The 17,427-nt window shown below is 73.0% G+C and carries 14 protein-coding genes; 6 read left to right on the top strand and 8 right to left on the bottom strand.

The features are described from left to right. Positions 1-65: 65 nt before the first annotated feature. The 4 genes from CP967_RS09930 to CP967_RS09915 all read left to right on the top strand — a co-directional run bounded on the left by CP967_RS09930 (position 66) and on the right by CP967_RS09915 (position 5,010). Positions 66-707, top strand: a complete 642-nt coding sequence (locus CP967_RS09930; RefSeq protein ID WP_150487625.1) for a TetR/AcrR family transcriptional regulator — start codon at positions 66-68, stop codon at positions 705-707. Between the two features lie 134 nt (positions 708-841). Continuing rightward, positions 842-1,690, top strand: coding sequence for a 3-hydroxyacyl-CoA dehydrogenase family protein (locus tag CP967_RS09925; RefSeq protein WP_150491774.1), 849 nt, complete (start codon positions 842-844; stop codon positions 1,688-1,690). Positions 1,691-1,926: 236 nt separating this feature from the next. Then, positions 1,927-2,250 carry an STAS domain-containing protein gene (locus CP967_RS09920; protein ID WP_150487624.1) on the top strand — a complete coding sequence of 108 codons (324 nt, stop codon included), beginning with the start codon at positions 1,927-1,929 and terminating at the stop codon, positions 2,248-2,250. A 255-nt stretch (positions 2,251-2,505) separates the two neighbouring features. Further along, positions 2,506-5,010, top strand: coding sequence for an ATP-binding protein (locus CP967_RS09915; protein WP_150487623.1), 2,505 nt, complete (start codon positions 2,506-2,508; stop codon positions 5,008-5,010). Positions 5,011-5,115: 105 nt separating this feature from the next. Here CP967_RS09915 and nucS read toward each other — a convergent pair whose 3' ends face one another. Then, a complete protein-coding gene (gene nucS / locus CP967_RS09910) occupies positions 5,116-5,787 on the bottom strand; it encodes an endonuclease NucS (protein ID WP_150487622.1) in 672 nt (223 codons plus the stop codon). A gap of 316 nt (positions 5,788-6,103) precedes the next feature. On the opposite strand from nucS, the gene CP967_RS09905 reads away from it, so the two are divergent. Continuing rightward, positions 6,104-6,496 (top strand): SCO5389 family protein, encoded by a 393-nt coding sequence (locus CP967_RS09905; protein ID WP_150487621.1) that lies wholly within the window; start codon positions 6,104-6,106, stop codon positions 6,494-6,496. Between the two features lie 124 nt (positions 6,497-6,620). Here CP967_RS09905 and CP967_RS09900 read toward each other — a convergent pair whose 3' ends face one another. Continuing rightward, positions 6,621-7,652 (bottom strand): LLM class flavin-dependent oxidoreductase, encoded by a 1,032-nt coding sequence (locus tag CP967_RS09900; RefSeq protein ID WP_150487620.1) that lies wholly within the window; start codon positions 7,650-7,652, stop codon positions 6,621-6,623. A gap of 208 nt (positions 7,653-7,860) precedes the next feature. Here CP967_RS09900 and CP967_RS09895 point away from each other — a divergent pair, with 208 nt between their 5' ends. Beyond that, positions 7,861-8,190 carry an ATP/GTP-binding protein gene (locus tag CP967_RS09895; RefSeq protein ID WP_150487619.1) on the top strand — a complete coding sequence of 110 codons (330 nt, stop codon included), beginning with the start codon at positions 7,861-7,863 and terminating at the stop codon, positions 8,188-8,190. 16 nt (positions 8,191-8,206) lie between these two features. On the opposite strand, the gene CP967_RS09890 is transcribed toward CP967_RS09895, so the two are convergent. The 6 genes from CP967_RS09890 to scy form a co-directional block, all read right to left on the bottom strand. Continuing rightward, positions 8,207-9,112, bottom strand: coding sequence for an ABC-2 transporter permease (locus CP967_RS09890; protein ID WP_150487618.1), 906 nt, complete (start codon positions 9,110-9,112; stop codon positions 8,207-8,209). Then, positions 9,109-10,254 (bottom strand): ABC transporter ATP-binding protein, encoded by a 1,146-nt coding sequence (locus tag CP967_RS09885; protein ID WP_150487617.1) that lies wholly within the window; start codon positions 10,252-10,254, stop codon positions 9,109-9,111. The genes CP967_RS09890 and CP967_RS09885 overlap by 4 nt, the downstream gene beginning before the upstream one ends. Before the next feature lie 192 nt (positions 10,255-10,446). Next, the gene (locus CP967_RS09880) at positions 10,447-11,226 is read right to left on the bottom strand and encodes an ABC transporter permease (RefSeq protein ID WP_150487616.1); all 780 of its coding nucleotides are present in this window, start codon (positions 11,224-11,226) and stop codon (positions 10,447-10,449) included. A gap of 4 nt (positions 11,227-11,230) precedes the next feature. Then, positions 11,231-12,235, bottom strand: coding sequence for an ABC transporter ATP-binding protein (locus tag CP967_RS09875; protein WP_150487615.1), 1,005 nt, complete (start codon positions 12,233-12,235; stop codon positions 11,231-11,233). Between the two features lie 151 nt (positions 12,236-12,386). After that, positions 12,387-13,325: a coiled-coil domain-containing protein gene (locus CP967_RS09870; protein ID WP_150487614.1), complete on the bottom strand. Its 939-nt coding sequence runs from the start codon at positions 13,323-13,325 to the stop codon at positions 12,387-12,389. Between the two features lie 188 nt (positions 13,326-13,513). Continuing rightward, positions 13,514-17,365: a polarized growth protein Scy gene (gene scy / locus CP967_RS09865; protein ID WP_150487613.1), complete on the bottom strand. Its 3,852-nt coding sequence runs from the start codon at positions 17,363-17,365 to the stop codon at positions 13,514-13,516. Between the last annotated feature and the right edge of the window lie 62 nt (positions 17,366-17,427).

The raw sequence follows: 17,427 nt of genomic DNA, 5'->3' as shown, positions 1-17,427 counted from the left end.
GAGACACCCCAAAATTGGTACAACGCCAAATTTTCATGGACGCCACCCCGCCGTAGGATGAGCCCATGACCGAGGGACTCAGGGAGCGGAAGAAGCGCCGCACCAGGCAGCAGCTCTCCGACGTGGCGACCGGGCTGTTCCTGGAGCGCGGCTTCGACGCCGTGACGATCGCGGAGATCGCCCGCGCCGCCGATGTCTCCGTCAACACCGTCTACAACTACTTCCCGGCCAAGGAGGACCTCTTCCTCGACCACGGCCGGGACATCGTCGAGCGCCTCTCCCGCTACGTCCGCGGCCGCACCGACGGCGAGTCCGCCGCGGACGCCGTCCTGCGGGAACTGCGCGTCCGGGTCGAGGGCGTCTCGCCCGCCGTCGGCCTGATGGAGGGGTACGACCGCTTCATGCGTGTCGTCCAGGACGCGGACAGCCTCAAGGCCCGCCTCTGGCACATCCAGCAGGAGGCCCTGCTGGACCTGGAGCGGACCCTGCTCGCCGAGCCCGGGGCCGGCCGCGACCCGCGCACCGCCGAACTGGTGGCGGGTCAGCTGTCCTGGGTGCACGGCACCCTCACGGCCTACATCGGCCGGGAGATGGCCGCGGGCCGGCCGCCCGCCGAGGTCTCCAGGGACGCGCTCGTCCTGCTCGACGACATCGAGGACCTCCTCGGCGGGAAGGTCCTCAACTACGGTCGGCGCTCCGAGACGTGAGGCCCGGCGTGTGATGTCCGTCATGTGAGACGTGACGCGCATCTCTTCAGGGCCGCAGGGCCCCTCACGGGTACTAATCTCCGCCGGAGAGCAAGTGCAGGAATCGACCGATGAGATTGCATAGGGGTGCCAACGTGGCCAGGAAGCTCGCCGTCATCGGCGCCGGACTCATGGGGTCCGGTATCGCGCAGGTCTCCGCCCAGGCGGGCTGGGACGTCGTGCTGCGCGACGTCACCGACGAAGCCCTGACCCGCGGGCGGAACGGCATCGAGGCCAGCTACGGCAAGTTCGTCGCCAAGGGCAAGCTGGCCGGGGCCGACGCGGAGGCCGCGCTGGCCCGGATCACCACGACCACCGACCTCGACGCGGTGGCCGACGCCGACGTGGTCGTGGAGGCCGTGTTCGAGAAGCTGGAGGTCAAGCACGAGATCTTCCGCACGCTGGACGGGATCGTGCGGGACGACACCGTCCTCGCCTCCAACACCTCCGCCATCCCGATCACCAAGATCGCGGCAGTGACGGAGCGCCCGGAGCGCGTCGTCGGTGTGCACTTCTTCTCGCCGGTGCCCATGATGCAGCTCTGCGAACTCGTGCGCGGCTACAAGACCAGCGACGAAACCCTCGCCACCGCACGGGAGTTCGCCGAATCGGTCGGCAAGACCTGCATCGTCGTCAACCGCGACGTCGCGGGCTTTGTCACCACCCGGCTGATCTCGGCGCTCGTCGTCGAGGCCGCCAAGCTCTACGAGTCGGGCGTCGCCTCGGCCGAGGACATCGACACCGCCTGCAAGCTGGGCTTCGGCCACGCCATGGGCCCGCTGGCCACGGCCGACCTCACCGGGGTCGACATCCTGCTGCACGCGACCGGCAACATCTACACCGAGTCGCAGGACGAGAAGTTCGCGGCCCCGGAGCTGATGCGCCGGTTGGTCGACGCGGGTGACATCGGCCGCAAGAGCGGGCAGGGCTTCTACACCTACTGATCGTTTCCGGGCCCCCGGATGCCTGAACGCCGTCTGTCAGGCCCGGGGGCCCGGGGTCCGGTGCCTTCTCCGGTACCAGGACCTCCTGTTCCAGGCGAACCTCTATCACCCCTCAGGGTGAATTCGATATCGGTTCGCTTACAGACGGCAACTTCCCTGTCGCCATGGCCGTCAGTTGTGGCAGAGACAGCGGGGGACCGACCGAATTCGTCACGGAGTATCTCCGGGGAGCGCATATGCACATCAGGGGCGACCACGCCGAGCTGGTCGTCGGGGGCCGCCTCGACGTCCGAAGCGCGGCGGACGCCCGTACGGTCCTGCACTCGGCCGTCGACGACGGAGCCGGCGACCTCGTGCTCGATCTGACCGGGCTCGACTCCTGGGACGCCACCGGACTCGGCGTCATCATGGGCGCGCACCGCAGAGCGGGCCGGGCGGGACGGCGGCTGGTGCTGCGCGGCGTGCCGCCGCAGATGCAGCGCCTGCTGGTGGCCACCCGGCTCCACCGCATCCTCGCCATCGAGGGCGGGATCGCCGCGGACTTCCTGCCGCGCGTCTGAGCACGGCGGTGAGGGGCCGCGCGGCCGGGGCCGCGCAGGCCGGTGAGGGCCGGACCGGGACCGTACGCGCAATCCCCACGAGACCATGACGTCCTGGGCGGCGCGGCACCCCGCCGGTGCGGCGGTACCGTACAAAGGTTTAAGGTTCGCCCGTCCGCCTTCGACGACCCGCCCGGCGGACACCGGACCGGGATCGACTGCAAGGCGTACGAGGCCGGGAGGGACAACCGCGCCAGGCGTCTGGGGGACTTGAGAATGGACCCGACCAACCGGGAACCGGAAGATCATCCGTACGGAGGTCCGGCGGACGACGCCGCCCGCCGGCGGCCGCCCCGCGACCCGCTGACACCCGACTTCGCCCACCAGCCACCGCAGCGGGCCCGTGCGGTGCGGCTGACCGCGGGCGAGTTCCTGCTCACCGTCAACCCGGTCGACGGCAGCGAGATCGAACCCTGCCCGCCCGGTGAACACCCCGACGCGCCCGTGCGCCGTACCGCCGCCGAGCGCGCCGCACGCGAACGCGACGCCGCGCCGCCCGTCCCGCCGGGCCCGCCGGCACCGCAACCGCTCCTGCTGGAACGGCGGGAGGAGCGCGAGCGGCTGGTGCGCCTGCTCGCGCGCGGCCGCTCGGTGCGGCTCACCGGCCCCGCCGGTTCGGGCCGCACCGCCCTGCTGGACGCGGTCGCCGCCGACTGCGCGGACCTGGCGCCCGACGGCGTCGTGCGCCTCAGCGGCCACCGGCGCACCACCGCGGACCTGCTGTACGGCCTCTTCGAAACGGTGTACGCCTCCCCGGGGCACCGCCCGGACCGGGAGGAACTCGGGACCCTCCTCCGCGGCGTCGGCGCGGTCGTCGTCCTGGACGACCTGGAGCTGGGCGGATCCGCGCTCGATGAACTCCTCGACGCCACCCCCGAATGCGCGTTCCTGTTCGCCGCGACCCCCGACACGGCCGCCCCCGCCGCCGACTCCGGCCTGGAGGAGGTCTTCCTCGCCGGGCTCGGCCGGGACGCCTCCGTCGAACTGCTGGAACACGTCGTGGGACGCGCCCTCACCGAGGAGGAGGCGAACTGGGCGGGCGACCTCTGGTTCGAGTCGGAGGGGCTGCCGCTGCGGTTCGTCCAGGCGGGTGCCCTGCTGCGCCAGCTCGACGGCCTGCGCGCCGCCGCCGAGGACCTCGACGGTTACGACCCGGACGACGCGCCCTTCGGTCCGCCCGTGCCGCCGGACGTGTCCCTGCCGAGCCTCGGCGAGGGCGCGGCCCCCGCCGCCCTGCTGGCGTCCCGGATGAGCGAGGCCGCCCGGGAGACCCTGCGCTTCGCCGTCGCCCTCGGCGGCGAGGTGCCGCACCAGGCGCACCTCCCGGCCCTGGTGGGGGACACCCACGCGGACGCCGCCCTCGGCGAACTGTCCCTCTGCGGCCTGCTCTCCCCGGCCGGCCCCCGCTACCGGCTCGCCGCCGGTGTCCTGGCCCAGCTGGAGGCGAGCGGATACGACGAGGACGCGGCAGGCTACGCCCGTAACGCCGCCCAGCACTACGCCTGGTGGGCCGGCCACCCGTCCGTCACCCCGGAACGCGCCGCCGCCGAGGCGGACGCGGTCCTCGCCTCGATGAACCGGCTCCTGGCCGGCGACCGGGCGGGAGCGGCCAGCACCGTCGTGCTGCTGGCCCGCAGCGCCTCCCCGGCGTTCGCCGCCGGCATGCGGTGGGGGCACTGGGAGAAGGCCCTCAGGACCGGCCAGGGGGCCGCCCGGACCACCGGCGAGGTCGCCGAGGAGGCGTACTTCCACCACGAGCTGGGTGTGCTCGCGCTGCTCACCGGCAACCTCGCCCGGGCCCGTACGGAGCTGGAGACCTCCATCGGCATGCGCGGCGCGCTCGCCGACAAGTCCGGCGCGGTGGCCGGGCGCCGCGCCCTCGCTCTGGTCACCGACCGGTCGGGCGGTCCCGCCCGGGCCCGGCAGACGCCCTTCGCCGAGGAGGCCCCGGCCGCGGGCCACGCGCCCGTCCGGACGGCCGCCCTCCCGGGGCCCCCGGTCGTGGTACCGGTGTTCGAGGAACCCCCGACGCTGGTCTCGCCCCGGGTCGCGCCCGCCGCCGGGGAGGCCGCCGCACAGCCGTCCGGCCCCCGCTCCGCGCGGCTCGGCATACTCCGGGGCGCCCGGCGCAACATGGTCGCGATCGGCGCCGGCGCGCTGCTCGCCGCCGTACTGGGGACCGTGGTCACCCTCGGGGCCACCTCGGACAGCGAGGAACCGGCGGGCCGGGACGTCACCACCGAGCGGACGGCGGACCCGGAGAGCACCGAGGACGGCCTCTCCGCGGACGAACCGGCCGGCGGCACACCCGTGGGCGAGACCTCCTCCGGGCCGGGCTCACCGGCCCCGAGCGCCTCGGGCGACGCCACCCCGTCGGAAGCCGCCTCCCCGGACCCCGGCGCCACGGAGACGGCCGGGACGACACCCGGCGCGGAGGACCCCTCGGGCGGCACCTCCGAGTCCCCCGGGAGCCCGAAGCCGACCCGGACCACCCCGGAGCCGGGGGAGCCCGCGGACCCGGACCCGGGACCGGACCCGGACCCGGAGCCCACCGACGAGGAGACCCCGCCGGAGACCACCGAACCGACGACCCCGACGGACGCGCCCACCGACACCCCGACGGCTCCGGAGAACTCCAGCTCGGCGAGCGGCCCCGCCGGATCCGCGCCCGCCTCGGCGACCGCCGCCCCGGCGGACTCCGCCACCACGGGCACGGCCTGACGCACCGCGCCGGACGTACTCACCTTCCGAGTACGTCCGGCGCACGGCACGGCCAGGGGCACGAGGGGCCCGCCGGCCTCCCCGCGGGGCGGCCGGCACGGCGGGTCAGAACAGCCGCAGCTTGTCGTCCTCGATGCCCCGCATCGCGTCGTAGTCCAGGACCAGGCAGCCGATCCCTCGGTCCGTTGCCAGCACACGGGCCTGCGGCTTGATCTCCTGGGCCGCGAAGACCCCCCGCACCGGCGCCAGATGGGGATCGCGGTTGAGCAGTTCCAGATAGCGGGTCAGCTGCTCCACGCCGTCGATGTCACCGCGCCGCTTCAGCTCCACCGCCACCGTCTTCCCGTCCGCGTCCCGGCACAGGATGTCGACCGGGCCGATCGCCGTCGGGTACTCACGGCGGATCAGGGTGTAGCCCTCGCCGAGCGTCTCGATGCGGTCGGCGAGCAGTTCCTGCAGGTGCGCTTCCACACCGTCCTTGATGAGCCCTGGATCCACACCCAGCTCATGGGACGAGTCATGGAGGATTTCCTCCATGGTGATGATCAGTTTTTCGCCCGCCTTGTTCACCACCGTCCACACGCCCTCGCTGTCGTCGGCGCCCTCCTTCAAGGTGCACGGCGGAGACATCCAGTTGAGCGGTTTGTACGCCCTGTCGTCGGCGTGGATGGAGACACTGCCGTCCGCCTTCACCAGGATCAGACGGGGTGCGGAGGGCAGGTGGGCGGTGAGCCGGCCCGCGTAGTCGACGGAGCAACGGGCGATGACGAGACGCATGGTCGGCAACGCTACTCGACAACCGGCGCTCCACGCGATTCCCGCCTCCGCCCCTCCCCGGCCCCGGACGGCCGCACCACCGGCGAAGGGCCGCTCCGTGCCTCCCTGCGGCACCGCGGTGGATCATGGAGCAGTCCTTTGCCCCCCTTTGCGACCGTTCGTTATTGGCCGGTTGTGTTCCCATTCTCCTGGTGCGGCCCGGACTGCGCCCGTACCGTGGAAGACAGGAGGTCGCCGCCCGTGTACGCAGCGTCGCCGGCCTCCTCCCCTGCCCGTAAGGCCCCGTCCACCTGTCGGGGCCGCGAGAGGAGAACCCATGTCGCTCGACGTCTCACCGGCCCTGTTGGAACAGGCCGAGCGAGGCGAGGTCGACGAAGCCGACTTCGTCGACTGCGTCCGGACCTCCCTGCCCTACGCATGGGAGATGATCAGCTCCCTGGTGGCCCAGCTGAAGGTGGACGGCGGAGAGTTCGCCGACAACCAGACGCCGCCGCCGGACGAGCAGGCACGTGGTCAGCTGCTGCGTGCGCTCGCGAGCGACGCGATCCGCGGCGCTCTGCAGCGGCACTTCGGGGTGCGCCTGGCATTCCAGAACTGCCACCGCGTCGCGGTGTTCCCGCTGGACCCCTCGGTCGACGACCGGCTGGCCCGCTTCACCTCGGTGCGCGGCCAGCTGCTCAACCAGTCGCCCGAACTGCGGGACTGCTGAACGCCGCCGCTGTCGCTCCGGGCCACAAGAAGGGCAACCGGCTCCGGAGCGGCAGCGCGTACCACCGCACCAGGACCCGCCGGAAGTCCCGGCGGGCCCCGGCGGGAACACGCCCGTGAACGGATCACTCCAGCAACGGCAGCACATCCGTGCCCAGCCGTCGCACATTGTCCTCCGTCGCCGCGAGGTCACCCGACCCCTCCACCATGAGCGCGAAGCGCGTGATGCCCGTCCGTTCCGCCGTCGCCGCCAGCCGGTCCGCGGCCAGCCGGGGCGGCCCCACCGGATGCAGACCGCAGAGGTACTCCGTGTACGCGACCGGGTCCCGCATCACACGGTGCCTGCCGTCGACCGTCACATGGGCGTCCAGCCCCTGCCGCAGCCAGCCCGGCATGGCCTTCACGAGCGTCTCCACGGCGTCCTCGGCGCGGTCGGCGACCTGGGCCACCCCCGCCGACACATGCGCGGCCCCCTCCACGACGTCCCCCGGCTGACCCGCCTCCCGGGCCGCCGAACGCCACAGAGCGACCATGCCGGCCTTCTCCTCGTCGCCGCAGTGCATCCCGAGGAGCATCGGCAAACCCTTTTCAGCGGCGAGTTTCACGCTTTTCGGGGAGGTGCACGCGACGACCACCTCCGGACCGTCCGGACCGTCCCCGAGCAGCTCGTCGGCCCGGGGCACCACCGCCACCTCCCGGAAGGCGTACCGCTCCCCGCGCCCCGCCACCCGGGGCTCGCGCAGCCAGTCGAGAAGCAGGTCCAACGACTCGGGGAAGCCCTTCTCGTACGCCTCCAGGCCGCCGCCGAACACCTCCAGATCGACCCACGGGCCGCCGCGCCCCACCCCCAGGGTGAAGCGCCCGCCACTGGTCAGGTGGAGCAGCGCCGCCTGCTCGCCGAGCACCACCGGATGCTGCGCCGGCAGCACGCTCACCGCCGTCCCCACCCGGATCCGGCGGGTACGGCCGAGCAGCAGCCCGGCCAGGGTCACCGCGGACGGACACACGCCGTACGGTACGAAATGATGTTCGGCCAGCCAGACCGTGTCGAGCCCGGACTCGTCCGCGACCACCGCGGACCGGACGGCCCGGTGCAGGGCCTCGCCCTGTCCCTGACCCGGGAACTGTGCTGCCAGTACGAACGTTCCCACGCGCATCGCCTGTTACCTCCTTGCGGCCGACGCGGTTCTCCCCCTCACCGGCAACAACGTCTGACACGTGCCAAGGGCACGGCCCACGGCGAAGTTGTTGCGATTTTCCGGTAACCCACCCGTCCCGCCGGGGCTCGCCCGCCACCGCCGCACCGGCGCGGACGCCGATGCCTCTACGCTGGACGGAACCGTCGTACCGACTGTGAGGTGTTCCGTGTCCCCGCGCCGCAACCGCCCCCGAGGCGGCGAGAGTCCCACCGGCAGCACAGGCGAGGCGGCCGGCCGGTACGGCACGGGCGGGGCCACCGAGAGCTGGCAGGGCGAGGAGTGGTCGGTGCGCCCGGTGAGCGGCGCGAGCTCGGTCGGCAAGCGCTACCGCTGCCCCGGCTGCGACCAGGAGATCCCCTCCGGTGTGCCGCACCTGGTGGCCTGGCCGGAGTACGGCGGGGTCGACGACCGCAGGCACTGGCACAAGGCCTGCTGGAACGCGAAGGACCGCCGCACCACCAAGGTGCAGCGGTCCAGGAACGCGCCGCGTTACTGAGCGGGCGCCCGCCGGGTCAGACGTCCCTCCGGTCCTGGAGCACGTGTGCCGCCGCCATCGCCACCGCGGTCACGCCCGCGATGATGAGGAGGGGTTCCCAGCCGGCCGGCCCCGAGGAGGTCACCGACACCTCGTACAGCGCGCCGATCTGGCTGGGGATCGAGTACTCGAACAGCGCCTCCTGCACACCGGCGAGCGACGGCGTGAACATGAACATGGCCAGCACCAGCGGCAGCAGGACCAGCGCGATCATGACGGTGATCGCCCCGGCCGAGTGCCGGACGATCGCCCCGAGCGCCAGCGACAGCAGCCCGAGCGTCGCGACGTAGGCCGACACCCCCACCGTGGAGCGCAGCCAGTCCCCGGCAGTGGGCGTCCCGCCGTCCAGGATCACCGTCTGCAGCACCCCCACGACGCCGGTCGTCACCGTGGTGATGGTGAAGGAGAGCAGGAAGAAGACGACCGACTTCGCGGCCAGGATCCGCCCCCGGCTGGGGCAGGCCGTCAGCGTCGTACGGATCATCCCCGTGCCGTACTCCGACGTGATGGTCAGCACCCCGAGGGTGATCACGCAGATCGAGCCCAGCAGGACCCCGAAGAAACCGAGGCTCAGCACCGGCTCGCCGTCGAACTCGGCGTCCGAGAGGTTCATGGCGACGGCCGCGAGCAGCCCGACCCCGAGCAGCAGCACGACCATCACACCGAGCGTCCACACCGTGGAACGCACGGAACGGATCTTCGTCCACTCGGAGGCGAGGGCGTCACCGAACCCCGGCGTCCGCACCGGGATCGGCGAGGCGTACGTCCCCGGGCCCGCCCCCGGGCCGTCCTGCGCGGGCCACCGGCCGGCGGGCGCCCCCGCGGAGGCCGCCGGGGCCCGGGACGTGTGCGGGAAGGGCGGTGGGGTCGCCGGTGCGTTCAACGGGGATCCTCGCTCGTCTCGTGCTCGGCCGTCGCCGGGGCGGACGGAACAGCCGGGGCGGACGGTGCCGCCGGGGCAGGGGTGGCGTACGGGTTCTGATGGGGCGGCGGCGGAGCGTACCAGCCCTGCTGCGGCACCTCGGGCGGCCCCTGCCACCCCTGGCCGTCCGGACCCGGCGGAAGGGTGTACGGGGGCGGTGGCGGCTGCAGGCCCTCCTTGGCGTCCGCCGTGGAACGGTAGTCCACCACGGACTGCGTCAGCCGCATGTACGCCTCCTCCAGAGAAGCCCGGTGCGGGGACAGCTCCCACAGCCGCACGTCCGAGGCGTGCGCCAGCTCGCTGATCCGGGGGAGAGCCAGCCCGGTGACCCGCAGGGCGCCGTCGGCCTCGGGCATGACCCGGCCGCCGGCCCCGGTCAGCGCGGCCGTCAGCTTCTCCCGCTGCTCGGGCGGGTCCGCGGGCACCCGGACCCGGGCGAAATCCGCGGAGTTGGCGGAGATGAAATCGGTGACGCTCATGTCGGACAGGAGCTGACCACGCCCGATCACGATCAGATGGTCCGCGGTCAGGGCCATCTCACTCATCAGATGGCTGGAGACGAAGACCGTGCGCCCCTCGGAGGCCAGCTGCTTCATCAGGTTGCGGACCCACAGGATGCCCTCCGGGTCCAGGCCGTTCACCGGCTCGTCGAAGAGGAGCACCTGAGGGTCGCCGAGCAGCGCCGCCGCGATCCCGAGCCGCTGCCCCATACCGAGCGAGAAGCCCTTGGACCGCCTCCGCGCCACATCCTGGAGCCCCACGACCCCGAGCACCTCGTCCACCCGGGCCGCCGGGATACCGGCCAGCTGGGCCAGGGACAGCAGATGGTTACGGGCGCTGCGCCCGCCGTGCACCGCCTTGGCGTCGAGGAGCGCGCCCACCTGCCGCGGCGCGTTGGGCAGGCTGCGGTAGGGGTGGCCGCCGATGGTCACATGCCCGGCGGTCGGCCGGTCGAGGCCGAGCATCATGCGCATGGTGGTGGACTTCCCCGAACCGTTGGGCCCGAGGAAACCCGTGACCGCCCCCGGCCGCACCTGGAAGGAAAGGTTGTGCACGGCTGTCTTGGCGCCGTAGCGCTTGGTCAGGCCGACCGCCTCGATCATTTTCCAGCCCCATCGACGTACCTGTCGTCGGGGCCGGCCACCGGGCCGCACACCCCCCTGAGAGTTAGGAGGATAACCAGCCCCCGACGGTTCCGGCGAAGGCGCCGGGCGGGACGGCGGCCCCCGCTCCTCCCGCGCCCTGACGCCGACGGGCTCCCGGGAGGGGGGCCCGCCGGCGTCACCCGGCGGGCGTCACGCGTCCCTCTTCCGCAGGACCAGGTAGCCGCCGGCCAGGGCGGCCACCACCCAGAGCACCATGATGCCGAGCCCGCCCCAGGGGCCGTACGGTGCCGGGTCGGTGTTCATCGCGTCCGGCACCACCTGCATGATCTTGGCGCCGGCCTGGTCCGGGAAGTAGCGGGCCACGCTCCTGGCCCCCGGCACGGCGGACAGGACCTGGGAGACCAGGAAGAAGAACGGCATCAGGATGCCCAGCGACAGCATGGAACTGCGCAGCATCGCGGCCACGCCCATGGAGAAGACCGCGATCAGCCCCATGTAGAGGCCCCCGCCGAAGACCGCGCGCAGGACGTTCTCGGCGCCGATGTCCGTGCGGTGCCCGCCGAGCAGCGCCTGGCTGAGGAAGAACGTCACGAAGCTGGTGGCCAGACCGACCAGGAGGGCCAGCACCCCGGCCACCGCGATCTTGCAGAAGAGGAAGGAACCGCGCTGCGGCACCGCCGCCAGCGAGGTGCGGATCATGCCCGAGCTGTACTCCGTGCCCACCACCAGGACACCGAAGACGACCATGGCCAGCTGGCCCAGCACCATCCCGGAGAAACCCACGAAGGTGGGGTCGAAGGTGGCCTTCTCGGCCGCCGGGAGGTCGTCGAACTGGCTGTTCAGCAGAGCGCTGAGGGCCGCGCCCATGGCGACCGTGACGACGAACGCGGAGATCAGGGTCCAGGTGGTCGAGGAGACCGTACGGATCTTGGTCCACTCGGAGTTCAGGACCGCGGGTAGCGAAGCCATCGGGTCACACGCCCTTCGTGTCGTCGGGTGAGCCGGAGCCCGTCCGGCCGTCCCACGCCTCACCCCAGTGCGGTCCCACCGAAGGCGGCGCGGCGCCGTCGCGGTCGGAGTGCGCGTGGTACTCCACCGAGCCGGCCGTCATCTGCATGAACGCGTCCTCCAGCGAGGCCCGCTGGGCACTCAGCTCGTGCAGCACGATCCCCTGGCCGGCGGCGAGCTCACCGATCCGCTCCGTCGTCCCGCCGTCGATCTCCAGGGAGCCGTTGCCCGCCTCGACCACGACCACACCCGCCCCGTGCAGCGCGTCACGCAACCGCTCCTGCTCCGGCGAACGCACCCGCACATAACTGCGGGAATTCTCGTGAATGAAGTCCGCCATCGAGGTGTCGGCCAGCAGACGCCCCTGGCCGATCACGATCAAATGGTCCGCGGTCAGAGCCATTTCACTCATCAGATGCGAAGAGACGAAGATCGTCCGGCCGTCCGCAGCCAGCGACTTCATCAGATTGCGGATCCAGTGAATTCCCTCGGGGTCCAGACCATTGACGGGTTCGTCGAACATCAGGATCTCGGGATCACCGAGCAGGGCCGCCGCGATTCCCAGCCGCTGCCCCATACCGAGCGAGAAACCCTTGGACTTCTTCTTCGCCACCGCGCTCAGACCGACCGTGTCGAGCACCTGGGAGACCCGGCTCGCCGGGATGCGGTTGCTCCGGGCCAGGCAGAGCAGGTTGTTGTACGCGCTGCGCCCGCCGTGCATCGCCTTCGCGTCGAGCAGTGCCCCGATGTGCTTGAGGGGCTCCTGGAGCTCGTGGTAGTGCCGGCCGTCGATGCGCACCGAACCGCTGGTGGGGTTGTCGAGGTCGAGCATCATCCGCATGGTGGTGGACTTGCCCGCGCCGTTGGGGCCCAGAAAACCCGTCACCATTCCCGGTCTGACCCGGAAGGACAGGTGATCGACGGCGACCTTGCGGCCGAAGTGCTTGGTGAGACCGTCCAGCTCGATCATGCGGTTCACGCTAAAGGGTGTCCCGCCCTCCCCGGTGGACCGGCGCGCGCCCGCCGGGAGTGAGGGGGGCCCGCCCGGGAACGGCCGCGCGCCCGGCACCGCCACAGGGGCGGAACCGGGCGCGGGGAACGCGACGGCCGTCGGGCCGGGGTCAGCGGGTCTGCTGGGCGGGGACCCCGCGGGACGTGGACTCCTCCTCCGACGGGGAACCGGCGGCGGCCACCGCGGCACCCGTCAGCGTCGCCAGCATCTCGCGGACGTTGGTCAGCTGGGCGTTGATCGAGTCGCGGCGGTTGGTGAGCGCCGCCAGCTCGCGCTCCGACTCGCTGCGGATCCGGTCGGCCTTGGCGTTCGCGTCGGCCACGATGTCCTCGGCCTGGCGCTGCGCGGTCTCCACCGTCTGGCGGGCCCGGCGCTCGGCGTCCGTACGCAGCTTCTCGGCCTCCAGGCGGAGCTGCTCCGCGCGGTGCTCGATCTCCGCCAGGCGCTTCTCGGCCTTCGCCTGACGGGACGCGAGGTCGCGCTCCGACTGGTCGCGCCGCTTGGCGAGGTTCGTCTCGAAGTCCGCGGCGGCCTGGGCGGCCTTGGCGCGGGTCTCCTCGAAGAGGGCGTCGGCCTCCTCGCGCTTCTGCTGGGCGTCCTTCTGCGCCTCGGTGCGCAGCGCGCCCGCCTCGCCCTTGGCCTTCTCGACGATGCGGACACCCTCGTCCTCGGCCTTCGCCTTGCGCTCCGAGGCGAAGGACTCCGCGTCGTTGCGCACCTGCTGGGCGGCCGACTCGGCCAGCTCACGGTGCTGCTCGGCGGCGCGACGGGCCTCCTCGCGCAGGTCCTTCGCCTCCTCCTCGGCGAGACGGAGGATCTTCTCGACGCGGGCACCGAGCCCGGCGTACGACGGCTCCGCGTCGTTGACCTGGGCCTGGGCGTTCTGGGTTTCGAGGTGGAGTTCCTCGATGCGCTTTTCCAGAGAGGTGATACGGCCGAGAGCACTGTCACGGTCGGCGACGAGCTTGGAAATGCGGTCGTCCACCTGACCGCGGTCGTATCCACGTCGCACGAGCTCGAAGCCGAAGGGGGAGGAAGGGTCGCTCATGGGGTTCCTGTCGAATGAGACCGGTGAGAGGTGTTAGTAGGGAATCCTAGGGGCCTGGGCGGCGTGTCAACGTGAAGATGCCGCTTTGATATGGAGAATGACACCCCTTTTGGGTGGCTGACCGGCGGAGTACTTGCCATCGCAGGGTTGAATGTTCATGTCGAGCCGACGGGCGGGCGGTACGGCCCCTACCCGTCCGACCCCTTGCCCCCCGACCGGTTGCCGGCGCTCGCGCCCGCCTTCACGCCCGCACCGCCACCCGCCTTGTTCGCCGAGGGGGACTCGAAGGACTCCAGAGCCTCCAGCACGTCCTGAACGCGGGAGATCTCCGTGTTGATGTCCTCGCGCCTGCGGACCAGGAGGTCCAGTTCGCGGCGCCCCTCGTCGACGATCTTCTTCGCCTCGGCCTCGGCCTCGGCCCGCATCTTCTCGGCGGCCCGGGTCACCTCGGCCTTCTTGGTCTCGGCCTCCTTGAGCAGGGTCTCGGCGCGCTTCACCGCGGCGATACGGACCTTGCTCGCCTCCGAACCGGCGTCCGCCAGGAGCTGCTCGGCCTTCGCCTCGGCCTCCGCACGCTGCTCGGTCGCCGCCTTCATCAGCTTGTCGACGCGCTCACCCGCGGTCTTCATCTGCTCGGACGTCTCCCGGCGGGCCCGCTCGTGCAGCTGCTCGATCTCGCCCTCGATCCGGGCCCGCAGCTCCTCGGCGCGCTCCCGGGTGGCGGTGGCGTCCCGGCGCGCACCCACCAGCAGCTCGTCCGCGTCCGTACGGGCCCGCTCCACCAGGGAGTTGCCCTCCACGGTCGCCTCGGAGGTGATGCGTACCGCCTCGTTGCGCGCGGCACCGACCATGGCGTCGGCCTGCTTCTCGGCCTCGGTGGCGGCGCGCAGCGCCTCCTCCTGGGCCTTGGCCACCAGCTGGTCGGCCTGTTCGGCGGCGTCGGCACGGCGCTTCGCCGCCGCCTCGCGTGCCTCGTCCAGCAGCCGGTCCGCCTCCTGGCGTGCCTCGGCGCGCAGCTGCTCGGCCGCGGACCGCGCGTCGGCGCGCAGCTTCTCCGACTCCTCCCGGGTGCGGGCCGCGTGCTCCTGCGCCGAGCTCACCGTCTGCGCGGCCTCCGCCCGCAGCCGCTCGGCCTCGTCGGCCGCCTCGGCGGTCGTACGCGCGGCCTGCTCGGCGGTCTCCGTGCGGAGCCGTTCGGCCTCGGCCGTGGCCTCGGCGGTCGTACGCGCGGCCTGCTCGGCGGTCTCCGTGCGGAGCCGTTCGGCCTCGGCCGTGGCCTCCCCGATCAGCCGGTCGGCCTGGGCCGCCGCCTCGGACCGGATGCGGTTGGCGTCCTGCCGGGCCTCGGCGCGGGCGCGCGCGGCGTCCTGCTCGGCGGAGGCGAGGGCGTCGGACGCCTCCGTACGCACCCGCTGGCTGTACTCCCCGGCGTCCGAGCGCAGCTTCTCCGACTCGGTGATCGCCTCGGACATGGTCCGCTCGGCCAGGGCCGTCGCGGCCTGGGACTCCTCGTTCGCGGCCTGGCGGACACGGCCGGCGTCCTCGGCGGCCCGCTCGCGCTCGGCGTAGGCGTCGGCGCGGACCCGGTCCGCCTCCTCCTGGGCCTCGGTCCTCGTACGCTCCGCCGCGTGCTCGGCGGCGGACCGCAGCCCGGCGATCTCCTCCGCGGCCTGCTCCTGGAGCCCGGACACCGCGTCCCGGACCTGCTGGGCGGTCTGCTCGGCGGTGGAGACCAGCTCCGCGGCGCGGGCGTCCGCCTCCTCGACCAGGCGCTGGGCCTCGGCCTGCGCCTCCTCGACCCGCCTGCGGGCGGAGGCCAGCAGCTCCTCGCTCTGCTCGCGGGCGCGCCCGCGCTCCTGCTCCGCCTCGGCGCGTGCCGCCTCCAGCGTCTCCTCGGACGTACGTCGGCGCCGGTCGGCCTCCTCCCGGGCCGCCGCGAGGGCCTCGGCGGCCTCCGCGCCGACCCGCTCGGCGGCGGCCGCCGCCTCCGCGCGCATCCGGTCGGCGCTCTCCTGCGCCTCGCTCTTCAGCCGCTCCGCCTCGGTGGCGGCCTCGGTCCGCAGGCGTACGGCGACGGCCTCGCCCTCGGCGCGGGACGCCGCGGCGTCCGAGGCGGCCTCGGTACGCAGCCGCTCGGCCTCCGCCCCGGCCTGCTCCTGGAGCGTACGGACCCGCTCGGCGGCCTCGGTGCGCAGCCGCTCGGTCTCCTCGGCGGCCTCGCGGCGCATCGCCGCCGCCGCCGTACGCGCCTCTCCCAGCGCCTCCTCCGCGGCGGCGATGCGGGACTCCGCCTCGGTGCGCAGCCGGGCCAGCTCCTCGGCCGCCTCGGCCTTGCGGGCCTCCACGGCCCGCTCCGTCTCCTCGCGCAGCGACCCGGCGGCGGCCTCCGCCGCGGCCGTCAGCGAGGCCGCCTGCTCCTCCGCGTCGGCGCGGAGCTTCTCCGCCTCCGCGCGGCCGCGCTCCAGGACCTCCTCGGCCTGCTTGCGCATGCCGGCGGCGCGTTCGGCCGCCTCGCCGCGGATCTTCTCGCTCTCCGCGTTCGCGGAGGTCCGCAGCTCCTCGGCGTCCGCCTTCGCCTTGGTCAGCAGCTCCTCGGCGGTGCGGGCACCCTCCTCCAGCTGCTGCACGGCCTCACGGCGGGCCTCGCCGCGGATCCGCTCGCCTTCGGCGACCGCCTCGGAACGCAGCTGCTCGGCCTCGTCGCGCAGCCTGCGGGCCTCCTCCTGGAGCTCGACCGTCTTGGCCCGGTACTCCTTGGTGTCGTCCTTGGCCGCGCCCTTGAGCTGGTCGGCCTGCTCGGCGGCCTCGCCCCGCAGCCGGTCCGCCTCGGCCTTCGCCTCGCGGCGGATCCGCTCGGCCTCCTCGGCGGCGGCCTTCGTCGTGGACCGGGCGTCCTCGGACGCCTTGGTCAGCACCTCCTCGGCGCTGCGGGCCGCCTTGGCGAGCTGCGCCGCCGCGTCCTCCGCGGCGGCCGTGCGCGCGGTCTCCGCCGCCTCGGCGACCAGCCGTTCGGCCTTCGCGCGGGCGTCGGCGAGCGCCTGCTCGGCCTCCTCCTTGAGGGTCTCGGCCTGCTTGGTGGCCTCACCGACCAGCCGGGCGATCTCGGACTTGGCCGTACGGGTGCGCTGCTCGTTCTGCGACTCGGCCGAGGAGAGGCGCTTGACCGCGGCCTCCTTCGCCTCGGAGAGGACCTTCTCGGCCTCCAGCCGGGCCTCGCGCAGCCGGGTCTCGGCCTCCTGCACACGCTCCTCGGCCGTGCGGTTCAGCTCCGCGGTCTGCTGCCGGGTCCGCTCCGTCTCGGCGGTGGCCGTCGAACGCAGCCGCTCGGCGTGGGAGGTGGCCTCCTGGGCCTGGGCGGACGCGGCGCCCAGCATCCGCTCGGCGTCCCGGCGGGCCCGCAGCAGGGTGCTCTCGGCCTCCGCGCGGGCGGCCTCCGCCTCGGAGGCGACGCGCTGGCGGGTCTCCTCGGCCACCCGGGCCGCCTCGGCGCGGGCCGCGGCCAGGGACTGCTCCGCCTCGGCACGCGACTCGTCCAGCAGGCGGCGGGCCTGCGACTCGGTCCGGGCCCGCAACTGCTCGGCCCAGGCGACGTTCTCGTTGACGTGGGACTCGACGGTCTGCCGGCGCTCCGCCAGTTCCTGGTCGAGCTGCTGGCGCCGCTGCACCGCCTCGGCGTGCAACTCGGCCTGGAGGCGGGCCTGGTGCTCCGCGTGCTCCTGGAGGATGCGCTGCGTCTGCGCCCTGGCCTCCCGCAGCTCGCGCTCGGCGTCGCTGCGCATCTGATCCGCCTGGATCTGCGCGTTGCGGAGCAACTGCTCGGCCTGGTAACCGAAATCCGCGCCGTCGTGCGCGGGGCGGGCCGCGAGATTGCGCCGGGCCTCGTGCAGCTTGGCACGCAAGACCTCGACCTGGTAGCCGAGGTCCTCGGCATGCTGGACGGCCTTCTCCCGGTCGGTCTTCAGCCGGTCCATCTCGGCTTCGAACCGTGAGAGATGGTCGTCGTCAGCTCGGTGGCTCTGCTGGCTTTCGTAGCCCCGCACTGCGCGGTCCCATCCTTCCCCGAGCTCTCAATTTCTTCCCCAAGCTCTCAACTTCGTTCGAG

It is taken from the genome of Streptomyces nitrosporeus (assembly GCF_008704555.1).
GTDB lineage: Bacteria > Actinomycetota > Actinomycetes > Streptomycetales > Streptomycetaceae > Streptomyces > Streptomyces nitrosporeus.
Note: the sequence above shows the minus strand (reverse complement) of the source record. Positions and strands in the feature narration are given on the sequence as shown.